Genomic DNA, 15,718 nt, shown 5'->3' on the forward strand with positions numbered 1-15,718 from the left:
ACAGCGGATCCGAGCCCGGCGCCGGGCCGCGGCCGTCACGGAGCGCGTTCGGGGACGGGCCGCGCGGAACCCCCGGCCGCAGCGGCCGGAAGGGTTGTCCACAGGCCCCCGGCACGATCCCGCCGTCCGTGCCACCCTTTGGGGAGAAGCCCTCCGGAAGGTGCCGCACATGACCACCGACACCGGTCACCCTCCCGTCGTCCGCCTCCTCAGCGACACCGCCGTCCTCCCCCTCGGCGGCTGCCCGGCGCACCGCCGGGTGCGGGCGGACCTCTCCCTGGGCCCAGCCCGCCACCGGCCGCGGGAGGTGCCCGCGGCCGTCCTGCACGCCGTCCTGGACCTGGTCGAGCACCGGGGCTGGTCGCTGGAGCGGGCCTGCGCCCATCCGCCGCCGGGGCGTCCGCCGGTCACCGTGCTGGGCGAGCGGGTGCCGCCCGTGCACGAGGGGGTGCGCCGGTGGGTGCGCCACGCCGCCCGCACCCACCTGGCGGCGACCGCCGGGCGCACCCCCGTCCCCGACTTCCGGGTGCGCCAGTACATGCCCGAACGCGGGGCCCGGCACCGCCGCCCGTACGAGGTGCGCGCCACCGGCCGCTGCTACACCCTCGGCGCGGTCCGCGAACTGTGGGTGCCGGTGCCGGGCCGACTGCGCCGGGCGCCCGCCGACGCGGGGCTCGCGGTCGCCGCGTACGTGCTGGCCACGGGGGCACCGGTCGACCGGGAGGCCTACGCCGCGGCCCCGGAGCGCTTCCACGGCGGCGCCCCGTACCCGATGCGCCGCCGCGACGACCCGCCGGAGCGGGTGCGGGTGATCCGCGTGTCGTGCCTGGACGGCGCCACGGAGGTCCGGTTCGACGGCACCGCCGCCGACGCCGAGGCGCTGTTCGTCGCCCGGGGCCGCGAGGGGCTGCGCTCCGCCCTGGTCGGCGGGGCCCGCGCCCCGGGGGCGGACTGCCTGGCCTGCGCCGTCCGCAGCGGCTGCGGCCGCCTGCCCCGCGCCCCGGGGCTGCTGGGCCTGGGACCGGGCGGCGAACGCCGCTCCTGGTCCCCGGCCACCACCCGCGAGCACGCCCTCTGCCCGGCCCGCGCCCACTTCCGCGCCCTGGGCCTTCCCTCAGCCCCCACCGGCCTCCGGCCACCGGCGCCGCCGCCCGCACCAGGAGGCGCCGGGCCCGCCCCCCGTGCCGCCGCCGCGTCCGGCATGCCCGGAGCAACCGGCCCGTCCGGAAGCCCCGCCCACCGCCCGGGCGCGCGGGAAGCCGGCCCCGTGCCCGAGGGTGCGGTTCCCGCCCTTCGCGGCATAGCCGTCCCTCACAGCGAACCCGCCCCACGCGGGGTGCCCGCCCCGCACAGCGAGACCACCCCACGCAGCGAGGACGCACCCCGCGGTACACCCGTCCCATACGGAGCCCCCGCCCCGCACGACGAGGACATCCAGCGCGGCACGCCCGCCCCACACGAGGAGGTCGCACCGCGCGGCATACCCGCCCCATGCGGCGTACCCGGCCAGCGCGATGAGGCCGTTCCGCGCAACGTTTCCGCCCTGCGCGCCGAGGACCTCCCGCACGGTGTGCCCGCCCCGCATGGCGAGGACGTGGCGCCGGCGGTCCCGGGGCGGGCCGGTGGCGGGGAGCCCGGGGAGCGCGTTCCCTCTCGGGCCGCGGGGGCCGAGCGTCCAGGCGCGGGCGGTGGGTCCGGCGGCGGCCCGCCGCCGGGCGGGCCCGGGGACGGGGTGGTGGCGGGGGCGGTGCGGGCCTGGTTGGAGCGGGCGCACGAACGGCTGCCGCGACGGGCCTGCGAGCCCGCCGACCTGCCGGTGGACCCCGCGCGGTGGGCGTGCGCCGGACGGCGGCTGTTCGGCGCGCGGGCCCGGCGGGCCGCCGCCCTGCTCGCCGCGCACATCCCCGTGTGCCCGCTGCGCGACCTGCCCGCGGGCGACCACGTGCGTTCCGGGCCCACCCTGACCGCCGACGACACCGAGGCCGACGTGCTGGTGGTGTACCGCACCGACGTCCTGCACCACCGGCGCGGCTCCTGGGTCCACCGCAGCGTCCTGATCTCCGAGGAGGGACCGCCCGGGGCGACCGGCCCCGCGCTCTTCGCGCAGGACCCGCGCGCCGCCCTGGGGGTGCTGTTCTTCGCCTCCGGGGTGATCGCCGCCGGCCCCGAACCGGCGGTGGAGGTGGAGGTCCTCGGCCCCGACGGCGCCCGCGTCGACACCATGGACCCGGCCTCGCCGCAGGTCCTGGCGGCCGCCGAGCGCACCGTCCGCGCGCTGGTCGCCCCCTGGCACCGCGACCGGGTTTACGCCCCCGTGCCCGGACCGGCCTGCCGGACCTGCCCCTACCGGGGGTGGTGTCCGCAGGGGGAGGGCGCCTCCCCGTGACCCGGCCCCGCGCGCCACCACCGCGACCGGCGCCCCGCGGCGCCCCATACCGGATCCCGCGGCTCCGCGAGAGGGTTATTCGGATTACGGGTCGCCCCCGGGATTCCCTCCGACAACCGCTCCCCGCGGGACCGGTACCGCTAGTCTCCTTGCCATGACGCAGCACAACGGGACCCCGGGGACGGCCCCCGCCGGTCAGGTCCGGCGACCACGGTTCCACAGGCCCAATCCGGACCTGGCCGCGGCGATGGAGTGCGTCCGCTGCCACGAGCAGGGTGTGGTCAACCCTCCGGGTTGGCCGCCCAAGCCGCCCAGGCGCCGGGAGGGGCCGCCCCCGCCGACCCCGCACCCCAACCGGGACCTGCCCATCACCCTGCACAAGATGGAGTTCCTGCGGGAGGTATGGGCCTACGTCGCCGCCAAGCAGGTGGGCGGCGACCCCGACAGCCGCTACCTCGCCCTGGTCTGCGCCCTGCGGGGGGCGATCCGCGGAGCGGTCTACCTGCTCGGACAGGACATGCGGATCCTGCGCCTGGAGGACCCGCGCGCCTCGCTCGGCGACCTGATCGCCTCGGGCTGGCTGGTCACCACCCCCGAGCGGGTGATCGAGTCCCACCCCTCCGACCCGGCGCTGTGCGACCTGCCCGACCTCCAGGGCAATCCCTGGAACATCGGCCAGGGCGTGCGTTCGCGCGCCTCGGGCTGGGTGGGCCGGGCGATGGGGCACAAGAAGATGCGCAAGAAGCCCAACCGGCTCCGTCTGACCGGCGCCTACCTGGCGTCGCGCGCCCTGCCCGGCGGCCGCATCCGGGTCCCCCGGGTGGAGGTCACCGTGGCGTGCGCGCTGTCGGGCCCCGACGAGCTCACCGAGCTGCTGGAGTGGCTGGAGCGCATCGAGTGGATCGTGTCGGTCCGCGACGACGGCGCGGTCATCGAGGCGGAGCTGGGCGAGACCACCGCCTGGCTGGCACCCCTGGCCCCGCCGCCGCCGACCCCGCCGCGGACCTCCCCGGCGACGACGCCGCTGGACACCCCGGTGTCCGAGCGCGCCGACGCGCTGCTGGGCGGGCGCGCGGCCGAGGTGGTCGACTGGGTGGCCCGGTACCGCTCCGACCACGGGCACGGACCGAGCTGGTCCACCGTGGCCGAGCACTTCGGGTGGCCGCCCCGGTCGGCCCCCGACCACGACGTCACCCAGGAGATCTTCGACCGCCTGGAGCGCACGGGCCGGCTCACCGGCTTCGGCGTGCCCTTCGGCCTCAGACCGGGCGCGGCGCTCGACCGCGAGAACGCCGCCTAGACCCTTCCCCTAGCGGCGGCACCCCGCACCTCCGGTGCCGCCGCCACCGTCGGCCCGCCCTCCGGCAGCCCCCGCGCGGACGGCGGGCCGAGGTGGCGGGGTCCTCCGTGACCTCCGTTCATGGAAGACCCTGCCACCGGCGGTGCACCCTGCGTGTCCGCATGCCTTCGCCGCGTGTTCCCGGCCTCCCCCGGCCCCCGGGGAACCACCGGCGGATACCGCCCCTCTCATCTGGAGAAGGGGCTTCGGCGGTCGGGTCTCCTCCATGTCCCCTGTTCATGAGGAGGCCCGGCCGTCCCCGTCTCGCACGGGTTGAGGCAAAAGGTTCCAGAGTGGCCTCATGTGGCCCCTGAGGAACCGGTGGCATAGACCTCACGTCAAAAGAAACGACCGACCCCGCCACGAGGCGGGCGTCGATTCCGGTCCGTCGAGCCCCGAGTTTCCCCTGCTCACCCCTGACAGGACCACCCCTTCACCGGGGAACGCGGCGCCAGGCCAACGGCCACCCCCGGCGCCCAGTCCGTCCGGTCCTGACCGTCGGTGGGAGATCCGTCCCTCCCCCGCTCCGGTCCCCGGGCGCGCCCCTCCGCACGTCCCCGATCCCCGGCCCCGGGCCGTCACGGCACCAGGTTCCAGGAGGAGATCACCGGCCGACCGTGTTCCCGGTCCAGCGTGCACACCGCCCCGGTCCCCAGCCGGAACAGCGCCCCCTCCCGGCCCTCCAGCCCCAGCCACCGCGCCGTGAGCACCCGCAGTACGTGGCCGTGCGCCACCAGTGCCGTGTCCGCCACCCCCGGGTCCCCCACCTCCGCGGCCAGCGGGGCCAGCACCCGGTCGACCCGCGCCGCCACCTCCTCCACCTGCTCGCCGGGGTGCCCGGTATCGCCCGGGACCACCCCGTCACGCCACAGGTACCAGCCGGGCCGTTCCCGGCGGATCTCCTCGGTGGTCACCCCCTCGTATCCGCCGTAGTCCCACTCCCGCAGGTCGGGATCGGTCCGCGTCACGGTCAGACCGGCGAGTTCGGCGGTGCGCGCCGCCCGGCTCAGCGGGCTGGTGATCACCCGCCCGATCCCGCGGTCCGCCAGCAGCGGCCGCAGCGCCTCGGCCTGCCGCTCCCCCTCCCGCGTCAGTGGAACATCCGTGAGGCCGGTATGCCGATGCCCCTTGCTCCACTCGGTCTGTCCGTGCCTGACCAGTACCAATACACCCATGGTCGGTGTTGTGCCCCGCCCCGCCCTCGGCACTCCGCCCGTTCCCCTTCGACACCGGCGCAACGGTCCACCGAGCACCCCGGGCACGCGTCCCCGCCCCGCGCACCGCGTTCGTCCGGGAGGCGGGCCCGCCGTGCCGCGTCCACGGGGGCGCACGGTGACACGGACGCCCCGGCCGGCCTCCGGCCGCGTCCCCGGCCGCGGCACTCGGCGCACCACCGCCGCACCCCCATTACCCTGGTGTTCCGCGCCGCCCGCCCGGGCCGCGCACCCGGACCGACGACGTGAAGGACATGCGTGGCCACTCACGGTTTCGCTGCTTACCGGCTGTGGGCGGCCCCGCCCGGACGCCCGGACGACCACCCTCCGGTGGACCGCCTCGACGACGAGGGGACCGACCTGCTCGACCTCCTCCACGGCGCCGTGCGCGAACTGCAGGAGAGACCGGTGACCGACCCCGAGCGCCGCTCCCACCTGTCGGTGGGCGACCACCGCCGGACCGGCGACCGCGAGATCGAGATCCGGCTGGACTACGGCAGGTTCGGCACCCCGGGCACCATCCGCAGCGTCGCCGAGGACCGGGACCCCTACCACTACGGGGCGCAGGAGGCCGCCACCACCCACCTGCGCGCCCTGCTGGTGGTGCCCCGGGGCGGCGCGCACGCCCTGGCGATGACCGAGCGCCACCAGGGCCGCGGCGCCGGGACCATCCTGCTGGACCACCTCAAGCGGTGCGTGGACGCCCGGCTGGGCGGGCGCCTGTCGCTGCGCTGCGCCCCGCTGTCGGACTCGGCCGCCTACCGCAGGTTCCTGGAGGGCGCCCACGCCGTGAAGGTGGAGGTCGTGGAGGTCACCCGCGGCGCGGACCTGTTCAACCTGGAGGACCCCCGGCCGATGGGGACCTTCCGGCACGTCCTGACCCCGCCGTCGGGGCAGCGCCACCTGCCCGCCCCGCTGACCGAGCAGATCCTGGCCCGCCGGGTGGACCTGGCCGGGCTGTTCCACCTGCGCAGCGCGGACAACGTCACCGAGGTGCGGCTGACCCTGCGCGACGGCGCCCGGCAGAAGACGGTGGTCCTGGACGACGGCGGTACGGCCCCGCCGCTGACCCACCTGCTGGCCGAGGACGGGGCGCCGCGCCCCTCCGACGACGCGGCCTACCGGCGCATGCGCGAGGTCGCCGCCGAGGCCCCGCTGCCGTGGGCCGACCCGACCCCGCCCGCCGCCGGGGCCCTGCTGCCCGACTGACCCGTACGGGCCGGCCGCGCCCCCGGGCGCAGGGCCTCGCCACGCCCCGTGCCGCCCGGGCGCGGCGACCGGGGGCCGCCGTACGGGCCGCAGAAGGCACGGCCCCGAGCCGGAACGCCGTCGGCGGCCGCGCCGGGCACCGCCCCGCCCTTGGGCCCGGTCCCGCCTCGGCTCCGCGCCGGGGAGGAGATCAGACGGTACGGCCCCGCGCCAGGGCAGGAGTCAGGCGGCGTGGTCCCGGGCCAGGGCGGGAGCCAGGCGCTGCGGTCCCGGCCCGGGGCGGGAGCCAGGCGCCGCGGTTCCAGTTCTGGTCGGGAGTCAGGCGCCGCGGCTCCAGCTGGGGGCAGGGGTCAGGCCGCACGGCCCTGGCCCGGGGCGGAGGGCAGGTGCCGCGACCCCGCGCCAGAACGGGGGTCAGGCGGTACGGTCCCGGGCCGGGGCCAGCCCCAGGGCCTCCCGCAGCCGCTCGCCCTCGGTCGGCTCCAGCCCCTCCCGTGCGCACGCCTCGGACAGCGCCCGGTCCAGGCGTGCCGACCGGCGCGCCACCGCGTCCGGTTCCGCGCCGGCCAGCCCGGCCACCGCGCACCCCAGCGTGTACACCACCTCGTCGAACCCGGCGGCGTCGGCCAGCGCCGCCCGCAGCCACGGCCTCAGGGCGCCGCGCACCCGCTCGTGCGCCCCGAACTCCAGCAGCGCGTACCAGGCCGGGCCCAGCAGCCGCTCCCCCTCCTCGCCGGGTTCGCGCAGGTGCCGGGCCAGCAGCACCGGCACACCATCGGCCTCGGCCGCCATCAGGCCCTCCAGCAGGCGCACCCCGGCGTCGGCCCGCACCGGCGAGGTCGCCTGGGTGTTCCAGGGCAGCGCGCCGCCGATCCACTCCAGCGCCGCCCGCACCAGAGCCGGGTGCAGGCCCTCGTGGCGGGCCAGCTCCCCCAGCGCGGCCTCGGCGTCCTCGTCCACCTCCACCAGCCACTTCAGCCGGGTCAGCGCGCCCACCGGGTCGGCCTTGCCGTACTCGGCGCACACCCGCGCCACCACGCGGGCCGTGACCACCGATGCGGGCGCCCGGGCCTCCTCGTACAGGCGCTCGCGCAGCGCCCGCGCGAACCGGGGGTGCACCAGGGCCGCCGAGGACAGCGCCACCACCGCGTCCACCAGGTCCGGCTCGCCCACCCAGGCGTCGAACAGGCCCACCAGCGCGGCCGGGGCGTCGCACCGGTCGAACAGCGAGAACAGCCGGGCCCCGATCCGGTGCGCGGTCTCCCCGCCGCGGCGCACCGCCTCGGCGGCCGCCCACCGCACCAGGGCCGACCGCACGCCCGGGTGCTCGGCCCACAGGTGCTCCAGCACCCCGTCGGCGCGGTCCTCCCGCTCGAAGAGCACCTCTCCGGCGGCGGTGCGCCGGGCCCCCACGCGCTCCAGGGTCGGCCCGACGCCGGCCCCGGCGATGCCGTCGGTCTCCCGGGGCTCCACCCCCAGTTCCCCGGCCAGGCCACGGGCGCCCGCCAGGGCGGCCTCGACCGGCTCCCCCTCCAGGACGGCCAGCGCCGCGACCACCACCCGGCTCCACACCCCGTCGGGGCCGGTGGCGCCGGCGAACCAGGCGGCGACCTCGCCGCTGCCCCGGTGCCGTTCGCGGATCAGGGCGATCTGCTCCTGTTCGCCCGCCCCGCGCTCGCGGCCGGTGAGCACGGCGTGCGCGCTCCTGGCCAGGGCGGCCGCCTCCCCCGGGGTCGCGCCGCGCAGCATCCCGCGCCCGTCGAGCTCGCGCGCCCAGCGCGCCGCCCGGTGGCGGTCGCCCAGCAGGCACCCCAGGTGCGCGGCCAGCACCTCCCGCCGTTCGGGCGGCCGGACCCGCAGGTGCACGGCCCCCGGGACGGGGGCGGCGTCCCACTGCCCGGGCTCTGCGACCACCACCAGGGCCGCCCCGCCGTGGGCGGCGACTCCGGCGAAGCCGCCCAGCGCGCGCAGGAACGCGTCCGGCAGCGGCCCGGCCCCGGACACGTCCACCAGGTAGCCGCGCCCCTCCTCGGGCCACACCCCCTGGAAGGGGTCGTCCTCGTCGGTGTCGGCCATCAGCGGCCGCACCACCAGCCCGGCCCGGGACAGGGCGGCCACCGCGGTGGCGGTGCGGCCCTCGCCGGGCAGGCCCAGGACCACCCCGCAGCCGGGGCCGCCCTCGCGCAGCCCGGCGCACAGCTCCGCGAACCCGGCACCGTCCCCGGGCACGAAGGAGGAGGCCGTGAACTCCTGGTGCTCGCGCAGCAGCCAGCCCAGGCCGACGCGTTCGGAGGCGGTGAGCCGCACGTCCTCCATCACCAGGGCGCAGTGCAGGACGCCCTCGACGCCGTCGCGCACCGCCAGGCGGCCCCGCCCGCCCTCCATCGGCAGCGCGGCGTCCAGCGGCGACCCGGGGACGACGCGGACGAGCCCCTCACCCGAACCCGGTGCGACGGCCACGGACCCCTCCAAAGAGAAACCTCCGGGCGCCCGCACGCACCCTCAGGGACAGCATCGTAGGCCACGGGCGGGCGCCGTGGGGCGGCGCCGGGGTCCGTCGGGCGGCCGCTCCGGGCACACGATCGGCCCGGCCGGGGCGGGCCGCCGCGGCCGGGGCCGCGCCGTCAGGCCCCCGGTCCGGGGGGCGGCCACGCCTCCCCCTGGCGCTCGCTCCAGAACCTTCCGGCCGCCTCCAGCGCCACCAGGTCGTGGCCGTCCGGCTCCAGCCCGGCCTCGCCGCGCAGCCGGGCCCGCCCCACCAGGGGGCCGATGTCGTACACGCTCGCCCCCGCCAGGGACTCGTCCGGGTGGGCCAGCAGCTCCCGGGCCGCGATGTTGTAGCAGTGCAGCGCCCGGACCGGGTCCCCGTCGCCCTCGAACAGGTCGGCCAGCAGCCCGGCCGGGCCCGGCTGCAGCCCTCCGGTGCGCAGCAGGTCCTCCACCATCCGCTCCGACTCCGTCCCCCGACCCTGCTCGCGCAGGTCGCGGGCGATCTCGATGAGGGCGTACTGGGCGTCCTCGGGGGCCGGCGGGTGGTCGCGCAGGGCCTCCAGCAACCGCAGCCCCTGCTCCCGCTCCCCCTCGTGCAGCAGGTGCTCGGCGGTCTCCACCAGGATGGTGCCGGCCTCCTCCGGGTAGCACTGCAGCTCCCGGAGCAGCCCCTCGCGCAGATCGAGTTTCTCCAGGGTCTCCGCCAGGGCTGCGGGGACCGTTGCGGGGTAGGACGCCCCGATCGTGTCATCGGCCATGGAAACGAAGCTAGACCGCGCGGGGCCGCCGTGCGGGGTGTTCGTCCGAATCGGGACCGACGCCTCCGCCGCCGTCCCCGCCCCCGCCCGGAGCACCGGATGTGAATCCGGCCAACCACCTTTTCGGCTGTGCCCGGACCGGTGTTCGGAACCGCATGTGTACACTCGTGCCCTGTTCGTTCGCCAGCGTGGATGGGACACCTCATGGACACCGGTGACGTGGAGGTGACCTCCGCCGACATCGCCAGGATCGCCGGGGTCAAACCCACAGCGGTCAGCAACTGGCGGCGGCGCCACGACGACTTCCCGCGCCCGGTCGGCGGCACCGACCGCAGCCCCCGCTTCGACCTCGCCGCCGTGGAACGCTGGCTGTCCGCCCACCGCGGCGCCCCCAGCATCGACCCCGACCAGCGCCTGTGGCAGGCGGTGGACTCCCTGCGCTCGTCCATGCCCGCCGAGTCCGCCCTGGCCTGGGTCGGGATCCTGCTGCTGCACCTGCACCGCCACGGCACGCCCGCCGCCGGGGCCGCCGACCCCGACGCCCTGTTCGACGCCGCCCGCACCGGGTTCGCCGCGTCCCTGGCCGACGCGGGCCTGGAGCACCTGGTCGGGCCCGACTCGCCGCCCCGGGCCCAGCTGCCCGTCCTGGCCGACGCCGCCGTGCGCGCCGCCCGCGGCAGCAGCCCCGCCACGGCCTTCGAACGCCTGCTGGCCCACCTGGACCAGCGCGCCCCCTCCGGCTCCCACACCCTGCCGCCCGCCCTGGCCGACCTCATGGTCCGCCTCGCCGGACCCGCGGCCGGCGACGGCGCCGTCGCCGACCCCGCGTGCGGACGCGGCGAACTCCTGCTCGCCGCGGGCCGGGCCGGGCACTCCCCCCTGCACGGACAGGACCGGGACGCCCCCTCCGCCCGGCTGGCCGCCCTGCGCGCCGGGTTCGCCGGCCTGCTGGACCACCGCCTGCACCTGGTGGTCGGCGACGCCCTGCGCTCCCCGGCACCTCCCGTCGGCGGCGCCGGCACCGTCCTGTGCGCGCCGCCCTTCGGCGAACGCAACTGGGGCACCGAGGACCTCGTCGAGGACGAACGCTGGGTGTACGGGATCCCGCCGCGCCTGGAATCGGACCTGGCCTGGGCCCAGCACTGCCTGGCCCTGGCCCGCCCCGGCGGCTCCGTCGTGATGGTAATGCCGCCCGGCGCCGCCGCCCGCCCCTCCGGGCGCCGCATCCGCCGCGAACTGCTGCGCGCGGGCGTGTTCCGGGCCGTCATCTCCCTGCCTCCGGGCCTGGCCGCCCACTACGCCGTCCCCCTGCAGCTGTGGGTGCTGCGCCGCCCCGAACCCGGGCGGGCCCCCGGGCCGGTCCTGCTCGCCGACACCTCCCCCCACGACCCGGGCGCCCCCGCCGACGAGGCCTCCGTCGTCGACCGCGTCGACCGGCTGTGGCGGGCCTTCCTCGCCGACCCCGACGCGGTCGCGGAACCCGGCGTCGCCCGCGGCGTGGACGTGGTGGACCTGCTGGACGAGGACGTCGACCTCACCCCGCGCCCGCGCCTGCCCGTCCCCCGCGGCGCCGCCGTCGACCTGGAGACGTTCGCCCGCGACCGCCGCCGCGTGGAGTCCGCGCTGCGCGCCCTGCGCACGCTGGTGCCCCGGCCCCCCGGGGAGGAGTCCGGCGCCGAGCCCACCCGGGTGGTCACCCTGGCGGAGCTGGCCAAGGCCGGGTCCGTGACGATCCGACGCCCCGCCGCCCGCCGCACCGACCGGGACCACCGGACCGGGGACGCCCGGACCACCGCCCGGGTGATCTCCGGCGAGGACGTCGCCCGGGGCCGCCCCGCCTCGGGCACCGAGGAGGTCGACGCCGACCCCATGCGCAACCCCCCGGTCCAGGAGGGCGACGTGCTCATCCCCGCGGTGGCCGCCCGCCCGGTGGCCCGGGTCGCCACCGCGGCCGACGCGGGCGCCTACCCGGGGCCGGGCCTGTACGTGGTGCGCACCAACCCGGGCGCGGTCGACCCGTGGTTCCTGGCCGGGTTCGTCACCAGCACCGCCGAGAGCCGCACCATCGCCCGGGTCGGCAGCAGTACGCGCGGCAGCCTGCGCGTGGACCCGGCACGCACGCGCCTCCCGGTCCTTCCGGTGGAGGAGCAGCGCCGCCACGGGGAGATGTTCCGGCAGGTGGCGCGGTTCCGCGACGCCCTGCACGAACTGGACGCCCTGGGCCAGGACCTGGCCGACCGCAGCGTGGACCTGATCGCGGGCCGCTGGGCCCCGGCCCCGCCCGCCCACTGACCCCGGCCGGGACGGGGCGGGCCGGCCGCCCCCGGCGGGACCGGCCGACCTGCCCCTTTTCCCACCGAACGCGCGGTTCGCCGCCCCCGCCGGCCGGGTTTTCCGGACCGATGTCACGGAAAACCGCCCGAGACCCGGCCCCGGGGCGATAGAGAAGGTGACGTCGGTTCCCTCCTCGTAAGGAGAATCCGGGAGTGGACACGCCCTCTCACCGCCCGCCCCCGCCGGACCCGCCCCGGGTCTCGGCCCGCCCGGTGCGCCTGCACCCCCGCACACAGCTGGCCTTCGCCGCCTCGCACTGCCCCCTGTACGCCAACGCCCTGGCCCTGGCCCGCTGGACGGGGCCCACCGTCCCGGTCACCGCGCGCGGGTTCCCCGACACCCCGCTGATCCGCGAGGCCGTGCGCACCCTCTCCCTGCGGCCCGCCGATCCCCCGCCGGGCGGAACCCCCGGGCCGGACGGCGACCGGGCGTCCGACCCGCCCGCCCCCGCCTTCGCCCTGCCCTGGTGGGAGGCGGTCCGGCTGGGCATGGTCGAACTCGCCGCGGGACAGGCCCGCCCCGCCCCCGACCTGGAGGAGCGGGCCCGCGACCCCAGACAGATCCTGCTGTGGTGGACCGACATGTTCGAGGCCGCCGTCGAGGGCGCCCGCGGCGACCTGACCACCACCGAGCCCGGCACCACCGGCCCCGACCTGCTCCCCCCGGTACTGCGCTCCCTGTACGAGGCGCCCGACCGCTCCCGCGTCCCCCTCACCGACCTGATCGCCGCGCTGCTGGCCGCCCCCGGAGCGGTGCCGGTGACGGCGCGGATCCGCCGCCGCCTGCCCGACCTGCTCCTGCACATGCTGTGCCAGCTGGCCGAGACCGGGGCCGTCCACCTCGACCACCGCCGCCCGGGCGGCGGCCCGTGCCTGGTGCGGCTCACCCCGCTGGGCCGCTACGGGGTACGCCAGATCCTGCTGTCGGTGGGGGTCCCCGCACCGCTCGTCGACGACGTCGGCCGGGTGGAGGCCGGCGCGTTCCTCGACTCGCTGCAGTCCTTCTCCCCCGACGGGCGGATCATCGCGATCGACTCCTGGCTGGCCGCGCGCACCCCGGCGCGCGCCCTGCGGGAGATCTGCGAGGCCGTCGACCGGCCCGGCGCGGAGCCGCGCCGCTGGGAGGGCGCCGCGGTCCTGGAGCTGACCAGCTCGCACCTGGGCCCGCAGCTGCGCGCCCTGCTGACCTGCGACCGCCCGGCCCTGGCGCACCTGGCGGCGATCGTGCTGCTGGGCTCGCGGATGCTGCGCCAGGACGAGATCGACCGGATCATGGCGGGCCGCGGCCCGTGGGTGGTCGTGGACATGCTCGCCGCCGCGCTGTCCGCCGGGGAGGACGGCCTGGCGGACTTCCTCGCCTCCCCGGCCACCGGCGGGCTGGAATCCCTGATCCTGGACGACGTCGACCGGCTGCGCCGCACCGACCACCCCGACACCGTGCAGGTCCTGGAGGCGCTGGGCCGCCTCCACCCCGACCCCGAGCGGGCCGCCCGGTCCCGCACCGCCGCCTTCCTGGCCCGGGCCCTGCGCCGCCCGGGATGACCGCTCAGGCGGGCAGCGCGTCCACGTAGACCCACGCTCCGCCCAGGCGTGTGAAGCGGCTGTGCTCCACCATCTCCCCGGTCCGGCCGCCCTCCCGGTAGCGGGCGCGGAACCGCACCGTGCCGTCGGTGTGGAAGGGGGTGCCGCCGCCGGTCTCCAGGATCTCCAGCCCGGTCCACTCGGTGCCCGGACCGGCCTCCACCCGGGCCGGCCGGGTGTCGGGGTGCCAGGTGCGCTCCAGGTAGGCGCGGTCCCCGACGGCGAACGCGCTGTAGCGCGAACGCATGAGCGCCTCGGCGGTGGCGGCCGCCCGGTCCCCGCGGTGGGCCGGGCCGCAGCAGGAGCCGTACTCCCCGCCCCCGCAGGGGCAGGCGTCGGTGTCCAGGGGGCGGCGGGTACCTGTGGGTGTTCTGCGCTGCGACATCCTCCCATTGTGGCGCCCCGCGGGCGCCGGGAAATCCGCTCGCCCCGCGGGCCCCGCCGCCGTTAGGGTCGCCGGGTCCCGCCCCCGAGGAACCGGACGGTGCCCCATGGGAGGCCGCGCCCTCCTGCTCGTCGCCGGACTCTTCGTCGCCTCCGTCGGCGACCGGTTCGCCGACATCGCCTTCGCCCTGCACGCGGCGGAGACCGGATCCAGCGCGCTGCTCGCCGCGATCCTGCTCGCCTCGGCCGTCCCCGAGATGCTCCTGGGCCTGGTCGGCGGGGTGGTCGCCGACCGGCACCTGCGCGCGTGGTGGTGGCCCGCGGCCCTGGCCGTGCAGGCGGCGGTGCTCATCGCCCTGGCCCACCTGCACACCCCGTGGCACCTGGTCGCCGGGGTCGCCCTCAACGGGAGCATCACCGCCCTGCTCGGCCCGGTGGGGAGCAAACTCCTGGGCGCGCTGTGCCGGGGGCGCGAGGAGCGGGCGGCCCGCGCCCACACCGCCGCCACCGGGGCCGCGGCGGTGGTCGGCACGGCGCTGGGAGGGGTGTCGTTCGCGGCGGGCAGCCGGGGGACCCTGCTCGTCGTCGCCGGGTGCGCGCTGCTGGTCCTGGCGGTGTGCGCGGCGGCGGTGGCCCGCGGCGCGGTGATCGCACGCGCGGCCCCCGCAGGCCGGGCCTCGGCCCTGCTGGGGTTCCGCCGCCTGGTCTCTCCGGCGGTGTTCGGCGCGACCGGGGCCCTGTGCACGGTCGGGGTGCTGCTGGGCACCTCCGTCGAGGCGGTCGCGGGCGTGTTCGTCCTCACCGGGTTCACCGGCATGGGCCCGGGCGGCTACGGACTGGCCCTGGCCGCCTGGTCGGCGGGGGTGGCGGCGGGCGCCGCCCTGGCGGGCGGACGGGCCCGCCGCCGGGCCGCGATGCCGGTGTCCGCCATGGCCATGGGCGCGGCCATCGCCCTGCCCGCGCTGGCGCCCCTGCCCTGGGCGGCCCTGGCCGCGTTCGCCGTCGGCGGGCTGGCCAACGGGGTGTTCAACACGGCACTGGCGACAGCGATCTGGACCCGGGTCGCCCCGGCCGAACACGGCCGCGCCTGGGCGGCGTTCCGCTGGACGCTCACCGCGTGCCTGCTCACCGGCCACCTGCTGGGAGCCGCCGCGGGCGCCGACGGGGCCCGCGCCCTCATGGTGTGCTCGGGGGCGGCCACGGTCCTGGCCGGGGCCGCCTTCCTCCTGGCCCGTCTGCGGACTCCGGGCGGGGAACCGGCGGCGGCCCCCTGAGAGGTCCCACCGCATCGTTCGGTCCGGGCCCCGGTTCGCTGTGCGGGCACGGCGCGCCTCCCGTCGGCGCCGTCCGGCGGCCGGACGCGGGACACTGGCCCCATGGCCTCCTTCCCGGACACCCCCGACCTGCCCGACGAACTCCTCCCCGGCCCCGACCCCCTGGCCCTGCTGGCCGACCCCGCAGCCGTCCCCGACCGCGCCGAGGAGTACACGGCGGCCGTCCGCGACGTGGTGGGCGAGGTGGAGGCGCTGTCCGGGCTGGGCGAGTGGGCCGCGGCCGAATCCCTGGCCCGCCGCGCCATCGTCCTGATCGACCACACGGTGCCGCTGCTGGCGGACCCCGCCGCCCCGGCCGCGGAGGCCGCCGCCCTGGTCCCGCTGCACGCCGCCGCCTGCGCCAGGGCCGGGCTCGCCCCGGACGAGGTCGCCCGCTGGCTGCTGACCGCCCAGGCCAACGGCCAGGAGGTCCCCGCCGTCTCCGCGGACGCCTACGCCGAGGCCCTGGGCCCGGAGGGCGCCGCCGCCTACGCCGCGTCCCTCGCGGCGCTGGACGACCTCGACCCCGCCACCGCCGCCCGCCTGCGCACCCCCTGACCCCCGCGGGGCACGGCCCGGCCGGAGACCGCGTTTCAGGGCCGTGCCCGGGCCGTGCGCGGCGCAGGACGGGATCCGCCCGTTATCGGATCGAATGAACGCACGGGTGTGCACATCGACTCATGCGCCACCTTTATAGCGTAGATCATTACA

Annotated in this window: 11 protein-coding genes; 7 read left to right on the top strand and 4 right to left on the bottom strand. The window is 78.1% G+C overall.

The window, feature by feature from the left end; all coding sequences use genetic code 11:
• Nucleotides 1-169 precede the first annotated feature (169 nt).
• Together ABZ249_RS20180 and ABZ249_RS20185 are read left to right on the top strand one after the other, a co-directional pair.
• The gene (locus ABZ249_RS20180; RefSeq protein ID WP_355265058.1) at nt 170-2,386 is read left to right on the top strand and encodes a hypothetical protein; all 2,217 of its coding nucleotides are present in this window, start codon (nt 170-172) and stop codon (nt 2,384-2,386) included.
• Nucleotides 2,387-2,540: 154 nt separating this feature from the next.
• On the top strand, nt 2,541-3,686 hold the full coding sequence (locus ABZ249_RS20185; RefSeq protein ID WP_220560400.1) for a hypothetical protein: 1,146 nt from the start codon (nt 2,541-2,543) through the stop codon (nt 3,684-3,686).
• Between the two features lie 617 nt (nt 3,687-4,303).
• Here ABZ249_RS20185 and ABZ249_RS20190 read toward each other — a convergent pair.
• Nucleotides 4,304-4,900, bottom strand: a complete 597-nt coding sequence (locus ABZ249_RS20190; RefSeq protein ID WP_355265061.1) for a histidine phosphatase family protein — start codon at nt 4,898-4,900, stop codon at nt 4,304-4,306.
• 297 nt (nt 4,901-5,197) lie between these two features.
• On the opposite strand from ABZ249_RS20190, the gene ABZ249_RS20195 reads away from it, so the two are divergent.
• On the top strand, nt 5,198-6,148 hold the full coding sequence (locus tag ABZ249_RS20195; protein ID WP_355265064.1) for a hypothetical protein: 951 nt from the start codon (nt 5,198-5,200) through the stop codon (nt 6,146-6,148).
• 414 nt (nt 6,149-6,562) lie between these two features.
• On the opposite strand, the gene ABZ249_RS20200 is transcribed toward ABZ249_RS20195, so the two are convergent.
• A complete protein-coding gene (locus tag ABZ249_RS20200; RefSeq protein WP_355265067.1) occupies nt 6,563-8,608 on the bottom strand; it encodes a hypothetical protein in 2,046 nt (681 codons plus the stop codon).
• Between the two features lie 164 nt (nt 8,609-8,772).
• Nucleotides 8,773-9,396: a hypothetical protein gene (locus ABZ249_RS20205; protein ID WP_355265070.1), complete on the bottom strand. Its 624-nt coding sequence runs from the start codon at nt 9,394-9,396 to the stop codon at nt 8,773-8,775.
• Nucleotides 9,397-9,600: 204 nt separating this feature from the next.
• Between ABZ249_RS20205 and ABZ249_RS20210 the strand changes: the two genes are divergently transcribed.
• Both ABZ249_RS20210 and ABZ249_RS20215 read left to right on the top strand, forming a co-directional pair.
• Nucleotides 9,601-11,688: an N-6 DNA methylase gene (locus tag ABZ249_RS20210; protein ID WP_355265073.1), complete on the top strand. Its 2,088-nt coding sequence runs from the start codon at nt 9,601-9,603 to the stop codon at nt 11,686-11,688.
• Between the two features lie 194 nt (nt 11,689-11,882).
• Complete coding sequence (locus tag ABZ249_RS20215; protein ID WP_355265076.1) at nt 11,883-13,271, top strand: hypothetical protein; 1,389 nt, start codon at nt 11,883-11,885, stop codon at nt 13,269-13,271.
• Between the two features lie 4 nt (nt 13,272-13,275).
• Here the strand turns inward: ABZ249_RS20215 and ABZ249_RS20220 are convergent, their stop codons facing one another.
• Nucleotides 13,276-13,695: a YchJ family metal-binding protein gene (locus ABZ249_RS20220; RefSeq protein ID WP_355265079.1), complete on the bottom strand. Its 420-nt coding sequence runs from the start codon at nt 13,693-13,695 to the stop codon at nt 13,276-13,278.
• 106 nt (nt 13,696-13,801) lie between these two features.
• Here ABZ249_RS20220 and ABZ249_RS20225 point away from each other — a divergent pair, with 106 nt between their 5' ends.
• Both ABZ249_RS20225 and ABZ249_RS20230 read left to right on the top strand, forming a co-directional pair.
• Entirely contained in the window at nt 13,802-14,968 is a 1,167-nt protein-coding gene (locus ABZ249_RS20225) for a hypothetical protein (protein WP_355265082.1), read from the top strand.
• Between the two features lie 102 nt (nt 14,969-15,070).
• The gene (locus ABZ249_RS20230) at nt 15,071-15,565 is read left to right on the top strand and encodes a hypothetical protein (protein ID WP_355265085.1); all 495 of its coding nucleotides are present in this window, start codon (nt 15,071-15,073) and stop codon (nt 15,563-15,565) included.
• Nucleotides 15,566-15,718 lie beyond the last annotated feature (153 nt).

The sequence above is a fragment of the Nocardiopsis sp. NPDC006139 genome, from assembly GCF_040614155.1.
In the GTDB taxonomy this organism is placed as follows: Bacteria; Actinomycetota; Actinomycetes; order Streptosporangiales; family Streptosporangiaceae; genus Nocardiopsis; species Nocardiopsis changdeensis.

Excerpts from the sequence above, each read along its gene's own strand:
- ABZ249_RS20180 (WP_355265058.1), top strand. The coding sequence starts at position 170 with ATGACCACCGACACCGGTCACCCTCCCGTCGTCCGCCTCCTCAGCGAC.
- ABZ249_RS20185 (WP_220560400.1), top strand. The coding sequence starts at position 2,541 with ATGACGCAGCACAACGGGACCCCGGGGACGGCCCCCGCCGGTCAGGTC.
- ABZ249_RS20190 (WP_355265061.1), bottom strand. The coding sequence starts at position 4,900 with ATGGGTGTATTGGTACTGGTCAGGCACGGACAGACCGAGTGGAGCAAG.
- ABZ249_RS20205 (WP_355265070.1), bottom strand. The coding sequence starts at position 9,396 with ATGGCCGATGACACGATCGGGGCGTCCTACCCCGCAACGGTCCCCGCA.
- ABZ249_RS20210 (WP_355265073.1), top strand. The coding sequence starts at position 9,601 with ATGGACACCGGTGACGTGGAGGTGACCTCCGCCGACATCGCCAGGATC.
- ABZ249_RS20220 (WP_355265079.1), bottom strand. The coding sequence starts at position 13,695 with ATGTCGCAGCGCAGAACACCCACAGGTACCCGCCGCCCCCTGGACACC.
- ABZ249_RS20225 (WP_355265082.1), top strand. The coding sequence starts at position 13,802 with ATGGGAGGCCGCGCCCTCCTGCTCGTCGCCGGACTCTTCGTCGCCTCC.
- ABZ249_RS20230 (WP_355265085.1), top strand. The coding sequence starts at position 15,071 with ATGGCCTCCTTCCCGGACACCCCCGACCTGCCCGACGAACTCCTCCCC.